Origin of the sequence: uncultured Arthrobacter sp. (genome assembly GCF_947493765.1) — a bacterium.
Classification (GTDB): Bacteria; Actinomycetota; Actinomycetes; order Actinomycetales; family Micrococcaceae; genus Arthrobacter_D.
Genome location: NZ_CANLSZ010000017.1, coordinates 1 through 21,525 on the forward strand (window position 1 = coordinate 1; position 21,525 = coordinate 21,525).

Annotated in this window: 17 protein-coding genes; 2 read left to right on the forward strand and 15 right to left on the reverse strand. The window is 61.0% G+C overall.

Features of this window, described 5'->3' with window-relative positions:
- Window positions 1-438: 438 nt before the first annotated feature.
- The 11 genes from Q0747_RS13710 to Q0747_RS13760 all read right to left on the reverse strand — a co-directional run bounded on the left by Q0747_RS13710 (window position 439) and on the right by Q0747_RS13760 (window position 16,483).
- A complete protein-coding gene (locus Q0747_RS13710) occupies window positions 439-1,047 on the reverse strand; it encodes a hypothetical protein (RefSeq protein WP_298255582.1) in 609 nt (202 codons plus the stop codon).
- A 176-nt stretch (window positions 1,048-1,223) separates the two neighbouring features.
- On the reverse strand, window positions 1,224-3,365 hold the full coding sequence (brxL, locus tag Q0747_RS13715; RefSeq protein WP_298255584.1) for a BREX system Lon protease-like protein BrxL: 2,142 nt from the start codon (window positions 3,363-3,365) through the stop codon (window positions 1,224-1,226).
- Window positions 3,366-3,378: 13 nt separating this feature from the next.
- Complete coding sequence (gene pglZ / locus Q0747_RS13720; protein WP_298255586.1) at window positions 3,379-5,874, reverse strand: BREX-1 system phosphatase PglZ type A; 2,496 nt, start codon at window positions 5,872-5,874, stop codon at window positions 3,379-3,381.
- The gene (pglX, locus tag Q0747_RS13725; protein ID WP_298255588.1) at window positions 5,867-9,358 is read right to left on the reverse strand and encodes a BREX-1 system adenine-specific DNA-methyltransferase PglX; all 3,492 of its coding nucleotides are present in this window, start codon (window positions 9,356-9,358) and stop codon (window positions 5,867-5,869) included. The genes pglZ and pglX overlap by 8 nt, the downstream gene beginning before the upstream one ends.
- Window positions 9,358-12,846 carry a BREX system P-loop protein BrxC gene (brxC, locus tag Q0747_RS13730; protein WP_298255590.1) on the reverse strand — a complete coding sequence of 1,163 codons (3,489 nt, stop codon included), beginning with the start codon at window positions 12,844-12,846 and terminating at the stop codon, window positions 9,358-9,360. Before brxC ends, pglX begins: the two co-directional genes overlap by 1 nt.
- A 4-nt stretch (window positions 12,847-12,850) precedes the next feature.
- Window positions 12,851-13,450 carry a DUF1788 domain-containing protein gene (locus tag Q0747_RS13735; RefSeq protein ID WP_298255592.1) on the reverse strand — a complete coding sequence of 200 codons (600 nt, stop codon included), beginning with the start codon at window positions 13,448-13,450 and terminating at the stop codon, window positions 12,851-12,853.
- Window positions 13,451-13,452: 2 nt separating this feature from the next.
- Complete coding sequence (locus Q0747_RS13740; protein WP_367277729.1) at window positions 13,453-14,076, reverse strand: DUF1819 family protein; 624 nt, start codon at window positions 14,074-14,076, stop codon at window positions 13,453-13,455.
- Window positions 14,077-14,145: 69 nt separating this feature from the next.
- Window positions 14,146-14,349, reverse strand: a complete 204-nt coding sequence (locus Q0747_RS13745) for a helix-turn-helix domain-containing protein (RefSeq protein ID WP_298255594.1) — start codon at window positions 14,347-14,349, stop codon at window positions 14,146-14,148.
- Between the two features lie 552 nt (window positions 14,350-14,901).
- Window positions 14,902-15,294, reverse strand: coding sequence for a hypothetical protein (locus Q0747_RS13750; protein WP_298255596.1), 393 nt, complete (start codon window positions 15,292-15,294; stop codon window positions 14,902-14,904).
- Window positions 15,295-15,389: 95 nt separating this feature from the next.
- Complete coding sequence (locus tag Q0747_RS13755; RefSeq protein ID WP_298255598.1) at window positions 15,390-16,106, reverse strand: hypothetical protein; 717 nt, start codon at window positions 16,104-16,106, stop codon at window positions 15,390-15,392.
- Window positions 16,103-16,483, reverse strand: a complete 381-nt coding sequence (locus Q0747_RS13760) for a PadR family transcriptional regulator (protein WP_298255599.1) — start codon at window positions 16,481-16,483, stop codon at window positions 16,103-16,105. Before Q0747_RS13760 ends, Q0747_RS13755 begins: the two co-directional genes overlap by 4 nt.
- A gap of 175 nt (window positions 16,484-16,658) precedes the next feature.
- On the opposite strand from Q0747_RS13760, the gene Q0747_RS13765 reads away from it, so the two are divergent.
- Both Q0747_RS13765 and Q0747_RS13770 read left to right on the forward strand, forming a co-directional pair.
- Window positions 16,659-18,146 carry a sodium:alanine symporter family protein gene (locus Q0747_RS13765; RefSeq protein ID WP_298255601.1) on the forward strand — a complete coding sequence of 496 codons (1,488 nt, stop codon included), beginning with the start codon at window positions 16,659-16,661 and terminating at the stop codon, window positions 18,144-18,146.
- 23 nt (window positions 18,147-18,169) lie between these two features.
- Window positions 18,170-18,826 (forward strand): HAD family hydrolase, encoded by a 657-nt coding sequence (locus Q0747_RS13770; protein WP_298255603.1) that lies wholly within the window; start codon window positions 18,170-18,172, stop codon window positions 18,824-18,826.
- Window positions 18,827-18,981: 155 nt separating this feature from the next.
- On the opposite strand, the gene Q0747_RS13775 is transcribed toward Q0747_RS13770, so the two are convergent.
- From Q0747_RS13775 to Q0747_RS13790, 4 genes are all read right to left on the reverse strand, one after another.
- Complete coding sequence (locus Q0747_RS13775) at window positions 18,982-19,221, reverse strand: hypothetical protein (protein WP_298255606.1); 240 nt, start codon at window positions 19,219-19,221, stop codon at window positions 18,982-18,984.
- A gap of 161 nt (window positions 19,222-19,382) precedes the next feature.
- Window positions 19,383-20,276 carry a hypothetical protein gene (locus tag Q0747_RS13780; protein WP_298255608.1) on the reverse strand — a complete coding sequence of 298 codons (894 nt, stop codon included), beginning with the start codon at window positions 20,274-20,276 and terminating at the stop codon, window positions 19,383-19,385.
- Entirely contained in the window at window positions 20,273-21,040 is a 768-nt protein-coding gene (locus Q0747_RS13785; RefSeq protein ID WP_298255610.1) for an ATP-binding cassette domain-containing protein, read from the reverse strand. The genes Q0747_RS13780 and Q0747_RS13785 overlap by 4 nt, the downstream gene beginning before the upstream one ends.
- A gap of 84 nt (window positions 21,041-21,124) precedes the next feature.
- Entirely contained in the window at window positions 21,125-21,331 is a 207-nt protein-coding gene (locus Q0747_RS13790; protein ID WP_298255612.1) for a hypothetical protein, read from the reverse strand.
- Window positions 21,332-21,525: the final 194 nt, after the last annotated feature.

The window sequence follows — 21,525 nt, forward strand, 5'->3', positions numbered from 1 at the left end:
TCGCCAACTACATCGCCCGATCCCTGCTCGAATCAGGCGGATTCAGACCCGTCCTACACCCTGGTTCGTGAAGAGCCCATATTCTCTGTCACTCCTGAAATCGTTGCCGGGTCTTACTGGGTCCCCATTGTTTTTACTCTATCGCGCCGCATATATGCGGCGCACACCACACAACACCTAAGAATGATCGACTATTACTCGCTGCTCGGGTGGGTTCACTGGCACAACGCTGAACGTCTCTAAGGTCTGCTGCACGGTTACCTCGGCGATGTCACGCCCATAGAGTTTGAGTGGCGTTCGATGCTGGCAGAACCAACCACAATCAGCTGGTCGGGGTCACATAACGTGAGTCTCCATCGAGCCCAGAGCGCTTCAACGAGGAAATTCCAGGAGATGTGGCCAGTCCGGTGTGCCGTCAAGAGTGGGTTCCGGCATGCTTCAGGACTGTGACTTCGGACCGCCGAGCCAGAAGAGTGCGATATCGACATCCCTCGCTGACCAAGTGTGCCCGTATTGGCCTGCCGTCGACCGCAGATCTTCGACCAGCTCCATGTAGCGTCCGTACCTCCCTCGCGCAGGCGAGAGGGAGAGACCTAGGGTCTCCAGCCCGGTTTGGGCACGCTCGTCGTACACCGCCATTCGTTCGGGAGCTGCGGCGAGCAGAAGGGCTGAAGCCAGTGCATCTCCCGTTTTGAAGCCAGGAAGCGGTGAGAGCGCCGCTCTGCCGGCAGAAGCCGCCTTCGGTACGGGTACCGACACATCGGTGACGGCAGACACGGCCTTCCCAGTTATCTCCCTGACTTCCTCTTCGGGCTTGATCATCAGTTCGCGGACCCACGGTGTATCCGCGCGGAGGCGCTTCCAGAACAGCAAAGCTCCGATGTCGGCCTTCCCGATGCTGGCCGTCGCGCGAATTCGGTCTGCGATCTCGGAGAGGACCTCGTCGTATGCCCGCGATGTGCCTAACATGTAGGCGGTGTGGGAGCCTCGAAGTGTCTCCCAGGCCTGCAGGTCGAGGACTTGGGGTGTGTGGTCCAGTGCGTTCATGTTTTGAGGATGCCACAGCTTCGCCCGTCGCTGGCGGCTCCCAAACAGTATCTTGTGTCGCCGGACCTAGTCCGGCATATCCTCGCTCGGCACCCGCTGCGAGGTCCCGGCGTCACGGTCATTCTTGTCAGATTAAGGGCGTCGCAGTTCACCCTCTGATTCACCCCGTGATGACTTCACTCACGGATATAGCTCACTCCAAACGCCTTCACCTGACGGAACTCCTGAAGCCTACTCGCGAGATCAAAGGCGTCGCCGGTGACGTGCTGAAATATGTCTAACCCGCGACCAAGAAGAATCCTCCATCCGGTATCGGTGAGGATAGACCGATCATGAATGCTGCCGTCGAAGACGACGTCAACGTTGATGCCGCCGACGGACGCTCCTTGCTTCACCTTCAGCAACAGCTCGAACTGCTTGCGGAGCTTGTCCTCTCCCTCCGTGCTCTCCGAGGTGATGAGCTTGACGCTCACTTCGTCGGCGGCCTCCTTGGTAGCTGCGATGCACTCAATGAGTTCCATGAGGTTGCGCGCCTGATGGAACTGCCGGATATATGGGTCAATTATCGTGATCTCTGTGGCCCCACGCAGGTACGGGACGAAGAGGGTGTCGAACGAGACTCCGCGCTGGTTCTCCTGGAACTCCCGGTGGCCCTCGAACAGCAGATTCTCAGCGACCGGCTCCGCCGCAGTCAGCTGACTACCTTCAGCAGTAGCCACTCCACCGGCCGCCGTCGGACCACCCGTTACATCCTCTGTCTTAGCAGCCCCGCTGCCCTCGCGGTAGTAGTACGCCGGGTACTCATCCTCTTCGAGCGTAGAAACAGGGTGCCATGTACCGGCCTTATCGAAGTAGCCGAACTTAACGTCGCCCATGGTCGAGTCAATGCGCAGGATCTGGTCTTTGACACGCTTGCGGCCCTCGATGGCGAACTGCAGGATCTCCTCAATCTCTTCGGAGGAGGCTTCCCCATGCGGGTAGAGGATTTTCATCAGCCCGGAAAAGGTCTTGTGGATGCCGTCGCGGTCTCGGGTCGAGATGTCCGATGACAGCGTGAAATGCTGCTGGTAGCGGTCGGAGTAGTCCGCTGAGCGCATCGATTTGAGCACTTCGGCGATGTAGTCAACAACGAACCCGTACCCGCTGGAGAACATCTCATTTCGGATGGTGTCGACCTCCCAGCCTGGGATGTAGTGATGCAGGCGGTCGAGGTAGGCAGAGTCGTGGTAGCTCTCGGGCAGCTCGTCGAACAGGTCGGAGTGCTTAAGCATGTAGGGCACAGTGTGCGAGGTGTTGCCGACGAACACCATCGATGCCTCCGCACCAAGGGTCTCGACGCCGCGGGAAAACGACTTGTTTGCCATATAGTTCTTCATGATGTCGACGAGCGCCCTGTCGGTGCGCTTCTTCTTACCCGCGAACTCGTCGAAAGCGACGACGTCCCAGTAGCCGACCAGCCCGATGCGGGCGTTGGAGTTGTTGACGAACAGCTTCGGGACGGTGACCTCGCCACCGGAGATGAGCATGCCGTGGGGTGAAAATTCCGAGAAGATGTGTGACTTGCCGGTGCCCTTGGGGCCGAGTTCGACGAGGTTGTAGTTGCGCTCGACGAACGGGATGAGCCGCACGAGCTGGATGAGCTTCGCGCGGCGTCCAAACAGTTCGGGGTTGAACCCGATCGACTGCACGAGCAGGTCGGTCCACTCGCCGGTTGTGAACTCGCGCCGTGCCGTTAGATAGCCCTCGAAGTCGAACTTCGACAACTGGATGGGCTTGATCGACCCGAGTATCCACGGCACCACGCGGGCGTCGTCGCTGTGGAAGTACTCGATATCGCAGATGCACCACACCCCGCCGACGAGCAGCTTTGGGTGGGCCTTGATCGTCGCGGATTCGACGAGCACACCTTTGATGCCGACGTTGGCGAACTCGGCTTGGTAGACATCATCCTTCTCGTTAAGCGTGACGGTCACTTTGTCAATGATGCGGTGACGCCCGCGCTCCTTGATCGTGGACTTCACCAGTTCGGACTGATTCCGATTTACGTAGTGCTCGGCCAGAATTTTACGCACCGTGTGGATGCCCGCCTGGATGGTGGCCTCATCATCGGATGCCGCGTACTGGCCGAGCAGGTACTCCAGCACGTAGGAGGGCACTATGGCGTTGCCCTTGACGGCCTTCACCAAGTCCTTGCGCACAACCACGCCCGGGAAGAACTTGTTGATCTTTCGGTCCAGCTCGCTTAGCGCCGGAGTGGCATCTACGGCCGCGCTGGCACCAGCGGATATCTCCTGGCCGACTTCACTCACTTCGCTCATGGCTGCACTCTCCTTAGAAGTCGAAGTCCGAGGCGAACGACCGCTTCAGCGTGTAGATCGCCTTACCGTAGACGCGCCACTGATTCGTGCCCGGGATGAGTTCTTCGAGCCGGAACTCCACCGCGCGGTTGTTGTAGTCATTTGCGTCCTGACTGAGCAGCATGTGTGCGTTCTGGTAGCGGTCACGCTGCTCGGTTGAGTCCTGGTCGAACGTGAGCGAGAGATGGTTCGAGATGAGGGTCTCGCCGACGTATAACCCCGCGCGCAGCACAAGAGGGTGAACCTTCTCACTCACCGGCTCGGCCTGGAACAGCTTGATGACCAGCTGGCCTGTAGTGATCTTGTCCGACTCGGGCATGATCTTGACATTGACCGTTCGCACGTCGCTCTTGCGCTTCTTGTTGATCGCCAGCACTGGGATGACGACCTCCTGCAGGGCCGCACCGCCGTGGACGAAACGCGAGCCGGCTCCGGGCAGCCGCAGCCGATGAATCGACTTTGGTATCTGCACGTCCAGGTCTCCGTCGAGGCCGAGTTGAGCTGACGTGAAGGTCTTGAACGCGGGGTCTTCCTTCAAACCGCGACCGAGGACGTAACGACGGTTGATCACCTTAATATCATCACCTTGCGGCAGGGTCGACAGGTAAAAGGCGTCCTCGAGCGCCGTGTCCTGGAACAGGAAGCCGTGGTCGGCCGTGACGAGGATGTTCGTCGCGTTCGCGTTCGTCAATCGCTTAACCAGATCGACAAGCTCGCGAAGCGTGTCCTCGGCTGCCTCAAAGACCTGGCGCTCCGTGCCTGCCTTGTCCCCGGTCGCGTCAATGCGATTGTGGTAGACATACAGCACCTGGTGCTGCTGGTACAGCTCCCGCAGCTCGTCTCGGGTCAGCGAAAATACATCCTCAGCCTGGATCGCCTTCCCCTCCACGGCGTCGAGAACCTTGCTGCGGTTCATGGTGCCGTCCGTGCGTCGGCCATCGGCCAAAACGGGATCGCCGTCCTTGGAGTGTCCGATCGTGCTGTGTGGCAACAGCGCGGCCATGCCGAGCTGGGTGTAGCTGGGCAGCACGCCGAGCATGGCTTTCAGGTCAGCGTCGTAACGGTCTTCCTGACGGACGCGTGAGCCGAGTTCGTCGGCGACCTCATACCGAAGGGCGTCCGAGACAATGACGACGGCCTTGCGCCGGCCATCCCTCGTGATCGGTGCTACGTGATCGGTGTAGAAAGAGGTTTGCGGTCGGAGCGCAGCGGAACGCCACCGGTCGATGCCATCGACCTGCTGTTGCCAGGCGTTGCCCAGATCGTAGAGAAACTTGTTCGCGTAGAACTTCTCCACCTGGGCACGTAGCCCCTCCAGTGGGCCTGTGAACTCGGCGGTGCGGGCTGCGTATGCGAACTGCCGGTAGAGCTGGTCGACGCGGAACCAATCACCCTGATATCGTTCCAGTCCCTCGTCGAACGACTGCATTGACAGATTGAGCGTGCTGAGCGCACTCAGGAGATCGGAGGCGGAACCGATCGCGGCGTACAGCTTGCGGTACCCGTCGACCCAGATGCTGCTCTGACGGCTGCGGATGACCTCGGTGACCTCGCGGGCTGTGACGGTTCGCTCAGCGACCGCGCGCGCCAGGTCGCTGATGATCTTGCGGTCAGCTTCCTCGAACAGGTCGTTGCCCAGCAGGTCTCGGAAGCTTGCGTCCTCGATGGTGCTGGCATAGTCCAGATCTCGCGCTGCACGCTTTGCGAGCGTCGACAATGCATCCTGGCTGCGCCGGTCGTTGCGAAGGCTCCCGAAGTCGAGCTGGATGTTGCGCAAGCCGCCGGGTCGTTCGGCCTTGAAACCGGCGTTGGCCTGCCGGAACGCCCACAGCACGAGATCGGCGATGCTGGGGCTCGGCGACGTGTAGCCATAGATCGACGCCACGCCCTGCCAGTAGAACTCGTCGAGGCCGTACTCGGCCAGCGCACCGTACTTGGCATCCCCACCGCGGGCGTTTTCGATCAGCAGAGTGCGCGTAATCTCCAGCAAGCTGTGCTCGCTTTGACCGAGCAGAACCGCCGACATCTTGGCTTGCAGCAGCCGGGCGTCATCGTCAGCGTCGAGCAACTTCTTCAGACCCTGGACGCGCTTGACCACGCGGAAGAAGCTCTCACGCGCCTGCACAATCTCACCGATACCGTCGGCGGTGAGCCCGAGGTCCTGCTGCACGAGGGAGGTCCGGTCCGCGGCGAACACACCGTAGGCCAGCTCCAGATCCAGCAGCCAGTTGCCGATCCCCGCCGGCACTGCACCCGAGCGGTAGACGAGGAACTTCGCTTTGGGCTCTTGGTGCAGCACCCGGTTCTTGACCGTGTACTCGTCGTTATTAACGCGCACAGTCTGCACGCCCTCCAGGCCGAGCGTGTCGAGGTCGGCTGTGTACTCGCCCTCGGGGTCGTGCCAGAACACCACCCTCTGCGTTTCAAAGCGGCGCTCCAGGTGGGGCCGGACCGCGGATGTATCACTCATCGCTTGCCTCTAGGCCGGGGATCTTCTTTAGGGCGGCGCCCAGCTTCGGGTAGTTCGCCTTAACACCGTCGTCGAGGTCGATCTTGACCTGCTGGGTAGCGAGCGGGTACAACACGTCGTGCTCGTACTCGTCCAGTTCGAGCAGCACCTTGCGCAGACGATCGACTTCCTTCAGCGCGGCAGCCTGCTGTCGTGGCGTACCTGCCCCCGCTGCAAGGCGCTCGTGGTGCTGGCGGCTGGCCGCCAGTTTCGCCTTGAACTCACGCAGGTACTCGTTGAGAACGGTTGACACCGTTGACGGCGTGTACCGGTGCATATAGACGAGAGCGTTGAACGACCCCTTCGGACTCGAGAACAGCCAGTAGATGGGGCGCTTCTTATATCGCTGCCAGTGTTCCCTGTAGAACGACTTCACGAAGTAGTCGCGCAAGTCCTTAACGCCTAGTGCCTCGGTGACGAACCGCAGGTTTTCCTCGAAGTATTCCTCTCCGAACGCCACTCGCAGGAACTGCCGGAATCGCGACACGATGTCGTCCTCGAACCAGTCCCCATCGACGACAGGGATCACGTTGTCTTTGTCCGGAGTGAACGTCGGGCTTGGAACCCTGGCGAGGTAGTCCCTGAGCGCGTCGTCCTGATTCGCCAATATTAGTCCCGGCTCATCAAGGCTATAGCGCCCGAACATGCAGCCGACGGCGTACGAAACCAACTCGGCAGCGATGTCAGCGCTGAGCAACTTGCTGTGGTCGGCGTCGCGGTCCAGCCCGTAGCGATGGGCAGGGTTCATTGACAAGGTCACGTTCTCTACCGGAACGTGAGTCTCAACGGTACCGGTCAGGCCGTAAGAATCGGCTAGTACAACATTGATTCGCTCCTCAATTTCGCGAAGGTTCGCGACTGATGCCTCCGAAGATGCGATATGCCCAGCAACGGTCTCACGCAGAGGAAGGTTTCTGCTCTCTTTCATGCAAAGCGGCGAGACCCTGAAGTCCCAAGAGGTCTCAAACATGTCCCAGTCGGTCCTCGAGATCTCGATGCATCTCTCGGCGAGGTGTGAGACACGCTCACGCTCCTTGGTCTCGATCGGGAGGCTCCGCACGTGGCCGATCTTGAAGTCCAACGTCGGCGCTAGCAGCGCCATGAAGCGAGTTGTAACAGCACTGTTGAGCTGGGCTTCCAAGGCGAACAATGTGGCGTTTTCGTTGTCCTTGGCAAAGCCCATCGGGCCTTTCGTATCGAAGATGAAGCCACCTGGAACGTGGCGGACCGCAAACGACCCGCCTGAGAGGCTCGACCAAGTGAACCCGGCCATAAAGTAGAAGCCCGGACTGCGAATCACAGACTGCGGCCTACGACCTCGAAGTTCCTTCCCGTCGTCCTCCCAGTTGACGACGTAGTCATTGTGGCCATACCAACGCCGTGTCCCACCGCCCTTCACATGAGGAACCCACTTCGCAAAGTGGCCATCGGCTTGCCGAGTCTTGGACCGCGATACTTCATGCCACAGGCGCAGATACTTATCGTTGTCGCCAGTCGTGAGTCCTTCCCTGGTCGCCGCCACGTCACCGAGCCGCGCGGACGGGTGCCGAAGAAGCTCAAGCTCCGCCTCTCTGGCCCAATAAATGAATGGCGCCCCAGGAATGTCGGCAAAGTTGGACGACTTCGACTCGTATCTCCTGCCTCGGTCACTCACCGCAGAGCGGAGACTCTCACTCTTCGCCCGCTCTGATCGACCATCGACCAACCGCACGTAGTCCCCGGTGACATCGCGCGCGCCCGGCTCGATGACAAAGGCTGCTGTAGACACGACAGCCCCTCCGATGGTGTCAAAAGCGTTCGTTCCAAGATGTGCTAAAGCGACGACCGAGCCACCGGAGAGAAGGCGTCGTCTGAATGCCTCGTACGAGGACAGGAACAGCCACGACTGCATCGTGATCATTGCCACAAATCCACGAGGCAAGACGAGCCGGACGTTGCGGTCAATGAACATGGCGAAAAGATCGAACCGTGTGTCGGAGTACTCTGTCCTGGCAAACTCTGTGAGCAGGGAATTCATGTTTCCCGCGCCCATATACGGGGGGTTCGCGACCACGACGCTGTACCGCTGGCTAAGGAAGTCAGCTTGCTTGAGAACACGATGCGCACTTTCGCGGAGTTTCAGCTCGAAGAGATCGTCGTTTATCCCATCCGCGCTTATGCCGCGTTTTCGCTGCTCAACCACGCCGTCACGGGGGCAAATGAGAGATCCAAGCGTGTCAGCCTGCTCAAACTGTGTCCAGAAGGCTGCCTCTTCCGCGTGGTCGCCATCAGGCGTGACGAGAGCGTCCAGTTCGGTCGGTGTGAACGAGATGGGTTCGAGCACGCAGATGTTCGGCTGGATCTGCTTGTTGAAGAACGTGCGCTGCCGGGCGCGGGCCTTCATCGTAAGAGCGAATGCCGCCAAGGCCCCAGCACGGGCGTCGATTTCGGTGCCGTAGAGGTTGTTGGCAAGGATCAGGCCGGGGATGTCGGAAGGGGCGTAGCCCTCTTCCTCGTAGATTTCGTAGATCAGGTCGAATGCGTAGGTGAGCATATGGCCGGAACCACAAGCGGGGTCGATGACCTTGAGCTCTTCGGGGCTGGAGACCTTCAGGTAGTCGGTCTCCTCATCGACCGGGGCGATGTAGTAGTCCATTTGGTTGGCGAGGCGCGAAGTGGGCCGATTGAGCAGCCAGAGCCGCCCGAGGGAGTTCTCGACGAGGTAGCGGACGATCCAGTGCGGTGTGAAGAGCTGGGTGGCGGCGGGGATCTCGGCGGCGCCGGCCTTCTTGTTCTTCTTGAACCCGGCGAAGACCTCAGCCTTTCGCTCCGAGATGTAGAACTGGTACAGCCAGCCGATGACTTCGACGTCTTGGCAGACCTCCGTGGTGAGGACGATTGAGGCGCGGGCGAGCACGGAGTCGTCGGCGAGGAGATTCGCGGGGATGAGCAGTTCGGTGTAGTCGCCCTCCTGCTCGAACATGAACGGCATTGAGCGGTTCCAATGGCGGCAGTACTCAGCGAGCAGCAGCGCGTACGCCTCGCCCTGCGGGTCGTCGCTGCGGCGCGTGCCGTTGAGCAGGTCCGTGACGCCCTCCACCTTGCGCTTCGTGACGACTGCACTGTCGATGTTCCCGCGCTTGGCCTCGGCGAGAATCTCGGGTTGCCCTCCCTCGCGGCCCCGTTCGGGCGAGACGACACCGATCCCGGTGTAGCCGTTGGCGTCCATAAACCGCAGCGCAATGATGCGGTTGAACCAGGTGTAGGCGACCTTGTCGGCTACAGTGTCGCGGCCCTTGTCGCCGCCGCCCGCCACGTTGACTGCCTTCTCCAGCGCGCCGACGGCGTTGGGTTGCTCCTGACGCAGCTCATACGATGCGAGAACGACGGAGATGCGGGCTGACACCTCGCGGATGAGTGCAGTACGTGCCCAAGCAGAGAATGACTTCAGCGGTGCGGTTTCCATCAGAGTGCGATTCGCTTTCCGTCGTTGAGAGTGTTCAGCAGCGCGCTGCGGAGCGCATCGAGGTAGCGCTCGACGTCGTCAGGGTTTTCTAGCACGCCGTGGGCACCGGGCACGGGGATCGTTTTGACCGAAATAGTTTGCCTGACCGGCGCTGGTGCAAACTCCTTGGTGCCGCCTGTGGGCCGGGCAGAGGATGCTAGCTGGTCGAGCAGTTCCGGGTGGGTCTTTTCCTCGAAGCTGTTGCCCTGCTCGCGGATGAGCGCGATCTGCCGTTCATTGCCGACATGGGCGACGATTAGGTCGACTGTACGGGTCACCCGCTGCTGGGCTTCCTCGGTGGCATTCTTGTAGTAGGCGCTGCCGAGTACCTCGGTCTTGCGTCCTTCGATGGCCTCGATGACCATCCTGCGGTTGGCAGCGAGTGCATCCTCGACCTGCGCGCCGAGGGCGTCGGTGGCCTGCTTCAGCTGAATCATGCGGTTCCCGCGGAAGGCGTTCGCGTCGTCCAAGATCCGCTGGACAATCTCAGTGTCGCTTCCTGTGGACAGGTATCCGAGATTGTTCGCGTTCGCGGTGAGCAGCGCGACGGCCTCATCGTAGATGACCTTCTGGCCGCCGCCCAGGAACGACTGGATCGGGTCAATCACGTCCTCTTTGGCGTCGAGCAGCTCATCGCCAAGACTGAATTCGGTCAAATACCACTCATCAGGCTTGCCCAGGGCCCGTTCGAGCAGGGCAATGGGGGCAGCCAACTGCTCCACGAACGGGTACTTCGATCCGCTCACCCGCGCCTTCAGCTCATCGAGCTTTGCTCTCAGCTTGTCGCTGCCGTGCCGGGCCAGCTCCAGCGGATCCTTTGGTGCGGTTGCCTCGTCGAAGAAGTCGGTGCAGAACTTGCGGAACGTCGCGACCTTGCGCTCGTCGAAGAGCTTCTGCGGGGCGAGCACCGCGTGCGAGTGCTTTTGCGTATTGCGCAGTATCGCTGGGACCTCGGTGCGCTTGAGTATGTTTCCGTCGACGGTGACTGTGATCTTCGAATTGCCAACGAGCCAGGCGATGACGACCTCGATCGAGGCGAGATCCCATCCGTAGGGCTTGGCCTGGAATGTATCCACGATCGTCTTGACCGTTACCTGCTCGCCGAGCCGATCGCGTTGCAGCACGAACGAGAGCGCCTCGTCACCTGGAGCAGCCAGCATCGATAGCGACGAATCGTCGATCATGCCTGACTGGGGGTTGGCGAAGGCAGCAACCTGCTGTTCGCTATACGTGGACCCGCCGAGCAGGCTGAGCTGGGTATAAGTGCGGCTGATGAGGTCCTGGAAGCCGTCGGTCATGCGCGCAAGGGCGTCCTGTGAGGATGAGGTCACGTCGGCGGCGTTGATCACCAGGTCCGCCTTGCCAACGGCTCGGCGGATGCGCTCGATGAGTTCCTTCTCGCGCTCGACATTCTGCGTCGCTTTCGAACGCAAAATTTGGTCCTCGATTGCCGACAGCGAAGTCGTCTGCTTGCGCTTGGTGTACTTCTCCGTCTTGATCAGCAGGCGCAGGTCCGAAAGGGCACGCTCGTCGGGTTCGGGGATGACGCGCAGCTCGTCCTTGCCCGCGCTGTGCATCCGGGTCTCGTCAGGGCCGAACGGATACTCCGGGGTAATGAAGTGCACGGTCAGGTCGCGTTGCTGTCCGTACACCTGATCGTCAAGCTTGTATCCGAAAGCGAAGTCCTGGCCGTTCTTGGCGTACCGCAGCTTACTCGTGCGGACGATGTCGCCGGAGACGATCTTAAACAGCCGGCCACTAACCTCGGAGGCATCGATATCGACGTTCTTAATCTCCTCCTCGATGACCTGCTCTTCGTTGGTCAAGTACTCGTAGAGGTTGCCATTGCGCTGCACGTAAGTCTGCGTCTCCAGCAGTGTCAAGGCCTCCTGAACCTGTCTGGACAGTGCGGGAAGGTCCAGCCCGAAACGGTCATATACCAGCACCGTCAGATTGCGCGTGGTGGCATGGAAACCCTCGACGTACTTCACGAGGAACAGCGCCTTGAGCAGCCGAACGGCCAGCAAGTTGTCCAGGTTGCGCTCAGCCACATCGATCGATCGCTGCGCCGCGGACTTCAACGAGGCCCGGATGCCTGCGAACATGTGATCGAACGTCGCGAGCCTGCCCACTTCGACATCGCCGATGCCCTTGACGACCTGTTGCACCACGCCGAGCATCGACCGTTCGCCGACTGAGCTGTTGCGGCCCTCGAACACGTTGTGGTCGGAGATGCCCTCGATCGCGGCCTGGAAAAGCGGGAACTGGTAACTCACGAACGGGTATGTGCCGACGAAGTGCGCCTCATCGGTGTAGTTGCGATAAGTTTTCGCGCCGTCCACGAAGTCGAATAGGGTCTTGAAGTTCGCGTGCTGCTCGGAATAGATCCCGCTGAGCGCCGCCTTGCCCGCCTCGTTCTTCTCCAGCAGACGCTTGCGGATGACCTCCTCCACATCGGCGCTGGTGAGCTTCACGCGGGTGGCGAACCGAGCCTGGATCTTGGAGAAGTCGTTGCCTTGCTGCCTGGTGCGGTCGCCAACGACCTTGTCCATGTCCTCCTGCGAGGTCACAAACACCCACGCCCGGCCCTGGCACTTGGTGTTCAGCGACTCGGCGATCGTCTGGAGGTTGAGCATCAGGTGCGTGTTCGATCCGATGAACTGGCCGACCTCATCGACATAGAAGTTCAGCCGGAAGCCGTCTTCCTGCTTGTCGAGCCATGCCTTTACCTCGTCGGCGAAGTCCTCGATCGAAACCTTGTACTCGTTGCGGTACTTGGTGAGGATGTTGGCCGGTGTGCCCTCAGTCTGGCCGCTGACCTCGGCGTACGCCTTTGCCACGTTGACCTCTTCGAGCACGCCTTCCTCCCGGCCTTGTGCCCAGTGGCGTCCGGAAATGCGGGAGTATGCCGCCTCAAACGCCTCGTACTGGCCGCGGTTGTCCAGATCGCGCTCGAACCGGGCGACGTGCCCCTGATTGCCGAAGTAGCCGCGACTCTCGTCGAAGACCTTAACGAACACCTTCAGCAAGGCGTCGGTCTGGTCCTTCGTAATAAGGGTGGCCTTCTGGTCGATGTTGAACAGGAGGCTCTTCGCCGGGATCCGCTCAGCCTTAGTCAAAAGCGCCGGGAGAAACGCATCCTGCGCCTTGGACCGGAAGCTCTCGGACACGCGTTCCCGCGGGAAGGCCTGACCGTCCACATCGCCGAGGAGGTGCGCGAGCAACTTCAGCAAGTGCGACTTACCGGAACCGAAGAAGCCCGAGATCCATACACCGTTCGCGTTGGTGTAGTTCGTGTAGGCCTCAAGCAGCAGCTCCATGCCCTTGGCCGCCTCGTTGGTCAAGACGTACTCGTCGACCTCGGTGCCTAGGTGCGCGGTGTCGTCTGCCTTGATGACACCCTCTATCGGGCGTTGAACGTCTTTAGCGAAGATCTGGTTCAGATTCATCGAGTCAAGCCTCCTGTTCCAAGATGTTCTTGGCTCGGTAATACTGGTCGTCTTTGAGTCGCCCGAACAGCACGAGCGATGACCCCAAAGTGTCGGACTGCTCGTAGCGGCCGGGAAAAAACATGAGCATCGGCTTATCGGTCACGACGCTCTGCAAGTTGTGCAGCACGTTGTGCGAACGGATGTACGGGAAGACCTCGCCGATGCCGGTGAGGAAGAAGATATCGAAATCACTCTCGGCGAGCTTGGCGCGGATCGCGGACGCGATGTGGAGCTGCGGGTCGAGCATCCCCTGGAGTAACTCACGGAAATCGGCTTTGTCCTGCTCGGGTTCGAGCGCGATCAGTCGATCCCAGACTCCGCGTTCCTTGAGAATCTCCACTGACAAGTCATAGAGGTTGACCTCGCGGACCACGATGCCCTTGTTGGCCAGCCGGTTCTTTATGCGTTTTTTCGACTCCGCGACCGCGAGTGCATCCTCGGGGTCATAGGGGTAGATGAAGAACGGCACCTCGTTGCTCAGGCCCTCCATCTGAAGAAATCGTCTGCCACTGAGAACAGCGAACAGGTGCTCTTCCTGTCTCGATAACTCGTTCCGTGTCACTGTTAGGCCCTCCCGGAAGCAGCATTGGTGGTCGGGAAGAACCGCAGGTTATTTGGAGTACGCACCGCCAAGGCGCTGGCGACGCGTTGAGACATCACGGCCTGCTGTATGCACCCACCAGAAAGCAAGCCCGCCTCATTAAGCATCCGGAACAAGTTCGAACGCAGCTTGCGCCGCGTGGAGTCCATGAGTTCAGCCAGCTCCGCGTGCCACAGAGACTTGCCACGCACGAAGCTGTCGAAATCTTCATGTGTGAGCGTCGGCGTAAGCAAGAGGAACCGCTCGCGTACGACCTCCTCAGCAAACTCTCCGACCAGGTCATATCGACGGCAGGCCGCCGCCCACAGCAGGTGTCCGCGCTCGGTTGAGGTTGCCTCGATGAGCAGCTCAGTCTCGTCACCAGTCAGAACGGCGAGCCGCTGGGTGACTTCGCGCGCGAGCCTGAGACCGGAGGCGACTGTGCGAGCCTGCAATAAGTTCTCCTCGGTGATCAACGCTCGAACTTTGAGAAGGTCACCTTCCCGCAGAAATAAGGGCGCAACGATGGCTGCCTCACGCATTAAGAGGGCTCCGCTAGTAAAGGAGAGTGCATAGCGCGGCATCGCGGCGGCAGGCTGCTCAACCAAAGGGGCACCTTTCGGATCTTAGGTAAGAAAATTACGTTCTGCCGGATGGCTGGCACTGGCGTGCGAAGCTCAGGCGGTCTTGTTGTCGTCGTTTTCCGAGCCGTCACTGCCGCCGCTACGGACCCACTCGTCGACCTCGCTTGTCTGGAATTTCCAGAGCCTGCCGATCTTGTGGGCCGGCATACGCTTATCGGTGATCCACGCATAGACCGTGTCTTTGGTAATCCCTAAGTGGGTGGCGATGTCATCGGCGGATAGCCAAGGTTCGGCCAAGGTGGGACCTCCAATAGGTACTAGACAAACTAGGCTATCGCATGAGCCGATTCAGAGGGTTTTGGCCGGATATGAGTCGGTTTAGCCGTGCGTAGTGGCTATGCTAGGGCTTCTCGTCGATTCCCCAGCGGCAATGCGCGTGAGCGTTAGCCCCAGCTGCGGTCCATGGGGGAGGAAGGTCTGGTTCCGTGGGGCCATGAGCCCCATGTCGCAAAGCCGATGAACAAGACATTCGGGGCGTCCTGGCGAGTTTAGGCCAGGGTTGGTCGTGACTCTGGCGGCGTGCAGAAACGACTGGTTGTGCACCTACGTTCTGCTACATCACTGAGGCAGCGGGGGAGTTGGGTTGGCAATGGCGTCCTCGCGCTCACAACTACGGCCTTGAGCGTCCTCTCATCAAAGGATTCCTTGACTGGACGAACTGGGTCCTTCGGCGAGGAATCACGGAAGTTGCGGATCGCGGTCGAGAGTGGCGTGATTTGCGGAGTCATTGATTGGTCGACGGACGGCCCGAAGGGGATCTCGCCGCGGGACGCAGGATGTGGGCGCGTGTTACTGAGATCTGGTAGCTGTGGCTGGCCTGAATGTCGTGGTGAGGAAGTTGGTTGTAATGCCGATAAGAAGTAGGGCCAGCGCAGGCCAGAGCAGCGCTGGTCCTACGTAGTCGCGAAGGTCGATGCCGAGGGCGGGTTTCGCTAGGAGCGCGAACACCACGTAGCCGATGGCCAGGATCGTGAAGATGATCAAGGCCGGATGTGTCAGGTGCTTCCTCGCCGGGAGTGCAGTCGTGTATTGCTCGGCGTATTCAGCCGGTGTGCCGAAATGATCAGCAGGATCATCGCCGGCCGGAGTGTGGGTTCGGGCCTCTGCCAGGATGTTGGCGATGTCGCTTTCGGACGTGCCGCGGTAGCGCAACTCGGCCGTGAGGTTCTGGTAGTAGCTCATAGGTCATTTCTTCCTGGTCGGGTCTTCACGAATTTGGGGCGTCTGATGCCACGCCTTGGGGTTGCAGCGCCGAGCAGCTGGTCGTCTGGACGACGTCAGCGCAGTACTAGTGCAAGCCCGAGCATGGCGAGGGCGAGTAGGGGGAAGAGCCAGTTGGTGATTTGAACGAAGACTTTTATTCCGGTTCCGGTGCTCTTGGCGGTCGCCGAGCTGGGGTCGGTGATGTCATCGTGGCCTGTTGTGAGGGCTGACTGGGTGGTGTTCCTGATCGAGAGTGCCACCATGACCAGGGCGCTGCCGATGAGCCAGGGCAGCGGGTCGACGGCCAGCCATGCTTCGGCCCGGTTTTGTGGGGCTGCGACGGCTGATAGGACTCCTGAGAGTGCGCCGATACCGCTGAGGCCGACGCAGAGCCAGATCCGGCGGATGATGGCGTCGAGGTAGAGCGGGAGGAAGGCGATGAGCACCACGGGTGTGGCGAGGAAGGCGAGCTGTGCGGGGGATACCAGCAGGAGTTCGGACCGGGTCCAGGGAACAACTGCCTGATTGAACAGCAGGAAGGCCAGGAGTCCGAGCGTTGAGGGCCAAAGCGCTTGGCATATCCAGTCGTGTTTCGGCGCGGAGGGAAGCTCGAGTGCCTTGGCGTAGTCGCGGGCGGGCCCAAACATTTTCTCGGCTGGTTGACCGGTATCGCGCAGGAGTTCCTTGGCGCTTGCGATGGTATCGCCGATGGCGCTTCCGTGGACCTGGCGCATCCGGAGCTCCATGACGAGCTGGTCGAACCACTTCTTGTCGCTGGTCTGCTGGATCATGAGGAGCCCTCCATGGTGGGTTGGTCGAGGTAGCGGGTCGTGGCACCGGAGAAGCGCAGCCAGTCGGCGCTGAGGCGTGTGAGTTCGGTGCGGCCCGTCTCGGTCAGGGCGAAGTATTTGCGGCCGGGCCCGCCGTCGCCGGCCCGCCACTCAGTGGTGACAAGGCCCGCTGTTTCGTATCGGGTGAGGAGCGGATACAGGGTTCCGCCTTTGATGGTGCCGAAGCCGTGGCGCTCCAGTTCGCTGATGATCGCGTACCCGTAGGAAGGGCCGGCGGATAGTGCGCGGAGGCAAAGGAAGCCCAGGGTGGCCCGAAGCCAGTCACTGGGCCAGTCAACACTGCCCGCGACTTGAGGAGATGAGGTGGAGACTTCCATGACTAGATTGTGTCTCTAAGTAGTTAGTCTGTAAAGCCCTTCGACTAACTGATCCGAGAACGACCGGTTGTCTGGCAGTTCCCGGCTCGAGGCCAGGCCCTTTGGGTGTTCGACGAGCTACTTTTCTCGTGCGAGGTTTCCCGCGTGCGGGCCGGTGTGGGGGATACTGACCGGCATGGATTCTGTGAACGAGTGGTTACTGACTTGGGGCGATCATCTGTGGACGTGGATCGTCCTGCCCGTCGTGGTGGGTCTGGGGATCTATTTCACGATCCGCTCCGGGGTAGTGCAGGTTCGTCTCATCCCTGAGATGTTCCGGACCCTGACGAATAAGACACCGCGGACCGAGTCTGGGCAGCCGCAATCGGTCTCGGCGTTCCAGGCGTTCACGATCTCCGCGGCGTCGCGGGTTGGGGTCGGCAACATCGCTGGTGTCGCCACTGCGATCGCGGTCGGAGGACCCGGGGCGGTCTTCTGGATGTGGACGATGGCTTTTATCGGCGGCGCATCGAGCTTCATCGAGTCATCGCTCGCGCAGCTCTACAAGGTCCGTGATACCGACAGTTTCCGGGGTGGTCCTGCCTATTACATGGAGCGCGGGTTGAAGGCCCGCTGGTTGGGGGTGTGGTTCGCGATCATCCTCATCGTCTGCTTCCCCTTTGCGTTCAGCTCGCTGCAGGCTAACACCATCGCGGCGACGGTCACTTCGAGCGTCGGCGGGGACGCGGCGTGGCTGCCCTGGGCGATCGGTGCAGTGGTCGCGGTCCTGACGGCACTCGTCGTTTTCGGCGGTGTCCGGCGTATCGCATCCGTCACGCAGTTGCTCGTGCCCATCATGGCGCTGGCCTACCTCCTGCTCGGACTCGCCGTCGTGGCCCTCAACCTTGACCGGATCGGGTCGGTGTTCGCCGAGATCTTCACGTCCGCGTGGGGCTTCAACGAGGTCGTCGGCGCCGCGTTCGGGTACATCGTCCTCACTGGGGTCAAGCGTGGCATGTTCTCCAACGAAGCAGGGCTCGGATCAGCCCCCAACGCGGGGGCAAGCGCGGCCGTCACTCATCCCGTGAAGCAGGGACTCGTGCAAACGCTCGGGGTCTACTTCGACACGTTCCTGGTCTGCTCCATCACGGCGTTCATCATCCTCGTTCCCGGGCCCGACCTCGCCGGGGCAGAACGAGGCATCGGCCTGACCCAGGGGGCGCTGGTCGGTGCTCTCGGTGACTGGTCGAACATCGCGCTGAGCGTGATCGTCTTTTTGCTGGCGTTCTCGTCCATCATCGGCAACTACTACTACGGCCAGTCGAACATCGAGTTCATCACCAAGCGGCCGGCAGTGCTTGGCGCATACCGGTTACTCGTCGTGGCCGCGGTGCTCGCCGGGTCCGTGGTCGGAGCCGACCTCATCTGGAACTTCGCCGACGGTGTCATGGGCTTGATGGCCCTGACGAACCTCATCGCCATCGGTTTGCTCTCCGGTACCGCGTTCCGGCTGCTCAAGGACTACACGAGCCAGCGACGCGAGGGACGCGACCCTGTGTTCACCCGCACCATCCTCCCCGACCTCACGGGCATCGAGTGCTGGGAGGACGAACTCACCGTCACAGGTCCACTGCACATCCAGAGCATCAACAAGCGCCGTACTTCCCGCTCCAGCCAGTCCTAGTCACTTCGCGCTGGATTCAACTCATGCAGCAACCAACGACGAGTGTCACTTTGTTCGACCTGGATGGCGTCCTGACCTCTAAGGACACGATGGCTGCGCTGATAGTGCAGCGGTTGAAGCGCAAACCCTTCCGACTTCTGATGGTCCTCCCGATCTACGCGGTCGCTGTGATCGCCGGATCCCACCGTGAACTCGCGGCACGGGCTAACCGTCTCGCCGTTCAGGTGACCTTCAAGGGCTTGAGCGGACCGGAGTATTTCGATCTTGCCTCTGGTGCAGGGCGCCGGCTGGCCGCTCAGCCCGGATTCATTCGGGAGGACCTGATTCAGCATTGCCGTAATACCCAAAAGGCGTCCCGCGTCGTGATCGTGACTGCGTCGGAGCTGCGCCTGGTCGAATCACTGCTCGACGCGAGCGGGCTCCCTGACGTGGAGGTGATCGCCTCGCACCTCGTCTTTTCGGATCGCTCTCCTCGTATCGCCCTCCACAATGTTGGAGCCCAGAAAGTCCGGAGTCTTGAAGCAGCAGGGATCCCAATCGAGTGCGCCACCTTCTACACCGACTCGGCAAGCGACCTGCCCCTAGCGCTCAAGACAGCACAGACAGTGATCGTCCACCCGACCAAGAGATCACGCCGCCGCCTCCTGACCGCATTATCTGGCGCACGACTAATCGAATAATAATTCTCTTGGCTGCGGTCGATGACTCAAGCGCAATCGCACACACCGAGCGCGAGGTCACTTGAATCTGCCACGGTCATGTCGTCGGAACAGCGTCGGCGGCGTCGGACCACCAATGCCCCGCGAACGACCGTTTATCGGACAGTCCCTGGAGTTCAGGTGGTCGGCTTGGGCAGCACGGTCCTGATCACCGGATAGGCCACCAGCATTGCCGTTATGGTGATCGCGATCCTGGGAAGCGTGTCAAGGTCGGTGAGTGTGGCAATTCCAACGGTCACCAGAGCGCCGACGAGGATAAGAAAGAACGTGGTGAGGCCCTCGCGGCGCCGCGTGGCAGGGTCCACACGACGCTGGCTCCCGGTGGTGTGCTCTGTGGTGTCTTTGTGGATGCTCATGGGTTTTCCTCTGTCGATGGTTGTTTGGCCCGGATTCCTGTTGTCCCCCACGATCTCGCGGACCGGTGGTGCCGGACCACCGACTCAAGTTGATGATCTAGCCCCTTGCCTGCGACTTTCGTCGATGCTGGGAAGGCTGCAATGGGTGAGGCGTCTGCCGCTCAGGGTTCGCGGTGGGTCAGTGCCCAAAATCCGGTTGAGACAGCCAGCAGGACCCACATGATCAGGCCGGTGTATCCGAACACGAGCGGTCCCAGTGTCGTCTCCTGAAATGCGGCATCCGACACCGCCCTCAGATACAGGTCGAGAGGCAGGGCGTGGTTGACCCATTGGATTGCGGACAGTCCTTCAGAGGTGATCACGCTACCGCCCCGGGCGATTAGTGAAAGCCCGGGAAAGACGCCGAGATAGACGATCATCGAGAGGACGGTATTGCGGAGCAGCAGAGCCACCGGGGCGCTCAGCAGCGCTGGCAGCGTACCGGCGGTGACGCAGACCAGCCACGTCACCGGTAACCGCCAAACACCCTCCAGAGCGGTGACGGCGAGGCCCACCATGGCCACGCCGAAGGACGTCACCGAGACAATGACGACGGTGGCCAGGGTTTGGGCTGCGGTCCGGGCCAGCATCAGTCGGCGCCGGTTGGGGACTAGCCATAGCGAGATGATGAGCAGGCTCCTGAGGTCCAGGCTCGTGGAGTGGAGAAGAGTCAGACCGATCACCACCGAGGTGACGGTTGTGGCCAAGATCATGGCCGTGGTCAGGGCACGTCCAGACGAAACAGCGACCTGCCCGGAAACTTCGGGCGATGCCGTGAGGTCGGCTAGGAACTCGGGGACGTCGGCCGAGCTACCGGCGTCTGCCCACAGTGTGCACAGGCCGGTAGCAAGTCCGCTGAGCACGGCAATCGTCAGTCCGCGTCGGACCTGGCGTTGGTGGGATAACCGGATCAGTTCGGCACGTACCACCGTTGGGAATCGCTGTGGATGGGCACCGGCAGCGATGAGGTGATCGATGTAGATGCGGCGCCGCCGTCCTTGAGATGAGTTGTTCATGGCCAGCTGCGGTCACTGAGGCTGGAAGGTGCTCCAGGGTAATCACCTGAAGGGCCCTGCGTGATGATGACGCCGTCATCGAGGGCGATGAGGTGGTCTGCCACGGGACGAAGCACGTGCTCCTGACGTGACGAAATTAGAACGCCTACCCCGTCCTCGGCCAAGCGGTGGATTAGGCTGGTGACCCACTCGGTTCCCGCTTTGACCAGACCCGGGATGGGATCATCGAGCACGAGCAGCCGGGGGCGGGCCAGCAGGGCGGCGGCGATACCCAATCGATGGCGCTGGGCCCACGGCAACGCTTGGACCTGATGCCGGCCCTCCCGTGAGGTGAGCCCAACCTGATGAAGCACGGCGGTGCAGCGGGCCAGGTCGATGCCCTGGGTCTGGGCCACGTACTGAAGATACGACAGGGCCGGGAGGTCTTCCGGGATCGACGCGGCCGAGAGGAACAGTCCCATCGTGTGCGCCGGTGCGGCAACGGTAGCGAAGGGCCTACCGTCCACCGTGATGCTGCCCGAGTCGGGGCGGGTGATGCCGGCGACCATGCGCATAATCGTGGTTTTGCCGGACCTGGGTGGGCCCACCAGTGCGAGCACGGTGCCCGTGGAGATGGTGAAGGAGATATCACGCACACCACGCTGACCATAGCGCTTAGAAATACCGTCGACGATCAATAACGCGGGAAGCACGGCTGTGGTGCACCGGATCATCGGGGTTCTCCTCTGCGGGGTTAAACGGTCGAACATCGGGTGGGGGAACATGATCTGTTCCCCCACCCGATGGCGTGGACGGAGCGCCGCGGTCCGGTCATCTGCCGGACGGATCTCAGCGCAGGACAGTCCTTGTCAGCTGCGCCCGCAGGGGATTATCCGGCACACCCAGTTCATCGGCTGGACGGTGTCGCCAACGGAATTCTTGGAGCTGTACACGGCCGACAATTGCACCGTTGGGGTCGGCTTGGAGCTCTGCGCGACGGCGGCGGCGGCGGGGGCGGCGCTCAGGGTCAGAACAGTAGTCAAAGCGGCTGCGGTCAGGACGATGGTTTTCAGCACGGGTGTTCCCCTTAGGTCGGTATAGGGATCACGCTCTGTCTGCCCGAACTTTTCTCCGGCGCGATTCCCTGTGGATGGCTTCAGTTTCTGCGAATCGGCATTGCGGTTGCCACGGACCTAGGGCGTGTCTCCTAATGCTTGGAGCCAGAGTGTGATGGCTCTGAGGACGGCTGCGCCGCGGTAGGTGAGCGAGA

Bases quoted from the DNA above. Each gene is read 5' to 3' on its own strand.
- Q0747_RS13765 (WP_298255601.1), top strand. From the start codon at position 16,659: ATGGATTCTGTGAACGAGTGGTTACTGACTTGGGGCGATCATCTGTGG.
- Q0747_RS13775 (WP_298255606.1), bottom strand. From the start codon at position 19,221: ATGAGCATCCACAAAGACACCACAGAGCACACCACCGGGAGCCAGCGT.
- pglX (WP_298255588.1), bottom strand. From the start codon at position 9,358: ATGGAAACCGCACCGCTGAAGTCATTCTCTGCTTGGGCACGTACTGCA.
- Q0747_RS13770 (WP_298255603.1), top strand. From the start codon at position 18,170: ATGCAGCAACCAACGACGAGTGTCACTTTGTTCGACCTGGATGGCGTC.
- Q0747_RS13760 (WP_298255599.1), bottom strand. From the start codon at position 16,483: ATGGAAGTCTCCACCTCATCTCCTCAAGTCGCGGGCAGTGTTGACTGG.
- brxC (WP_298255590.1), bottom strand. From the start codon at position 12,846: ATGAATCTGAACCAGATCTTCGCTAAAGACGTTCAACGCCCGATAGAG.
- Q0747_RS13755 (WP_298255598.1), bottom strand. From the start codon at position 16,106: ATGATCCAGCAGACCAGCGACAAGAAGTGGTTCGACCAGCTCGTCATG.
- pglZ (WP_298255586.1), bottom strand. From the start codon at position 5,874: ATGAGTGATACATCCGCGGTCCGGCCCCACCTGGAGCGCCGCTTTGAA.
- Q0747_RS13780 (WP_298255608.1), bottom strand. From the start codon at position 20,276: ATGAACAACTCATCTCAAGGACGGCGGCGCCGCATCTACATCGATCAC.
- Q0747_RS13710 (WP_298255582.1), bottom strand. From the start codon at position 1,047: ATGAACGCACTGGACCACACACCCCAAGTCCTCGACCTGCAGGCCTGG.
- Q0747_RS13750 (WP_298255596.1), bottom strand. From the start codon at position 15,294: ATGAGCTACTACCAGAACCTCACGGCCGAGTTGCGCTACCGCGGCACG.
- brxL (WP_298255584.1), bottom strand. From the start codon at position 3,365: ATGAGCGAAGTGAGTGAAGTCGGCCAGGAGATATCCGCTGGTGCCAGC.
- Q0747_RS13785 (WP_298255610.1), bottom strand. From the start codon at position 21,040: ATGTTCCCCCACCCGATGTTCGACCGTTTAACCCCGCAGAGGAGAACC.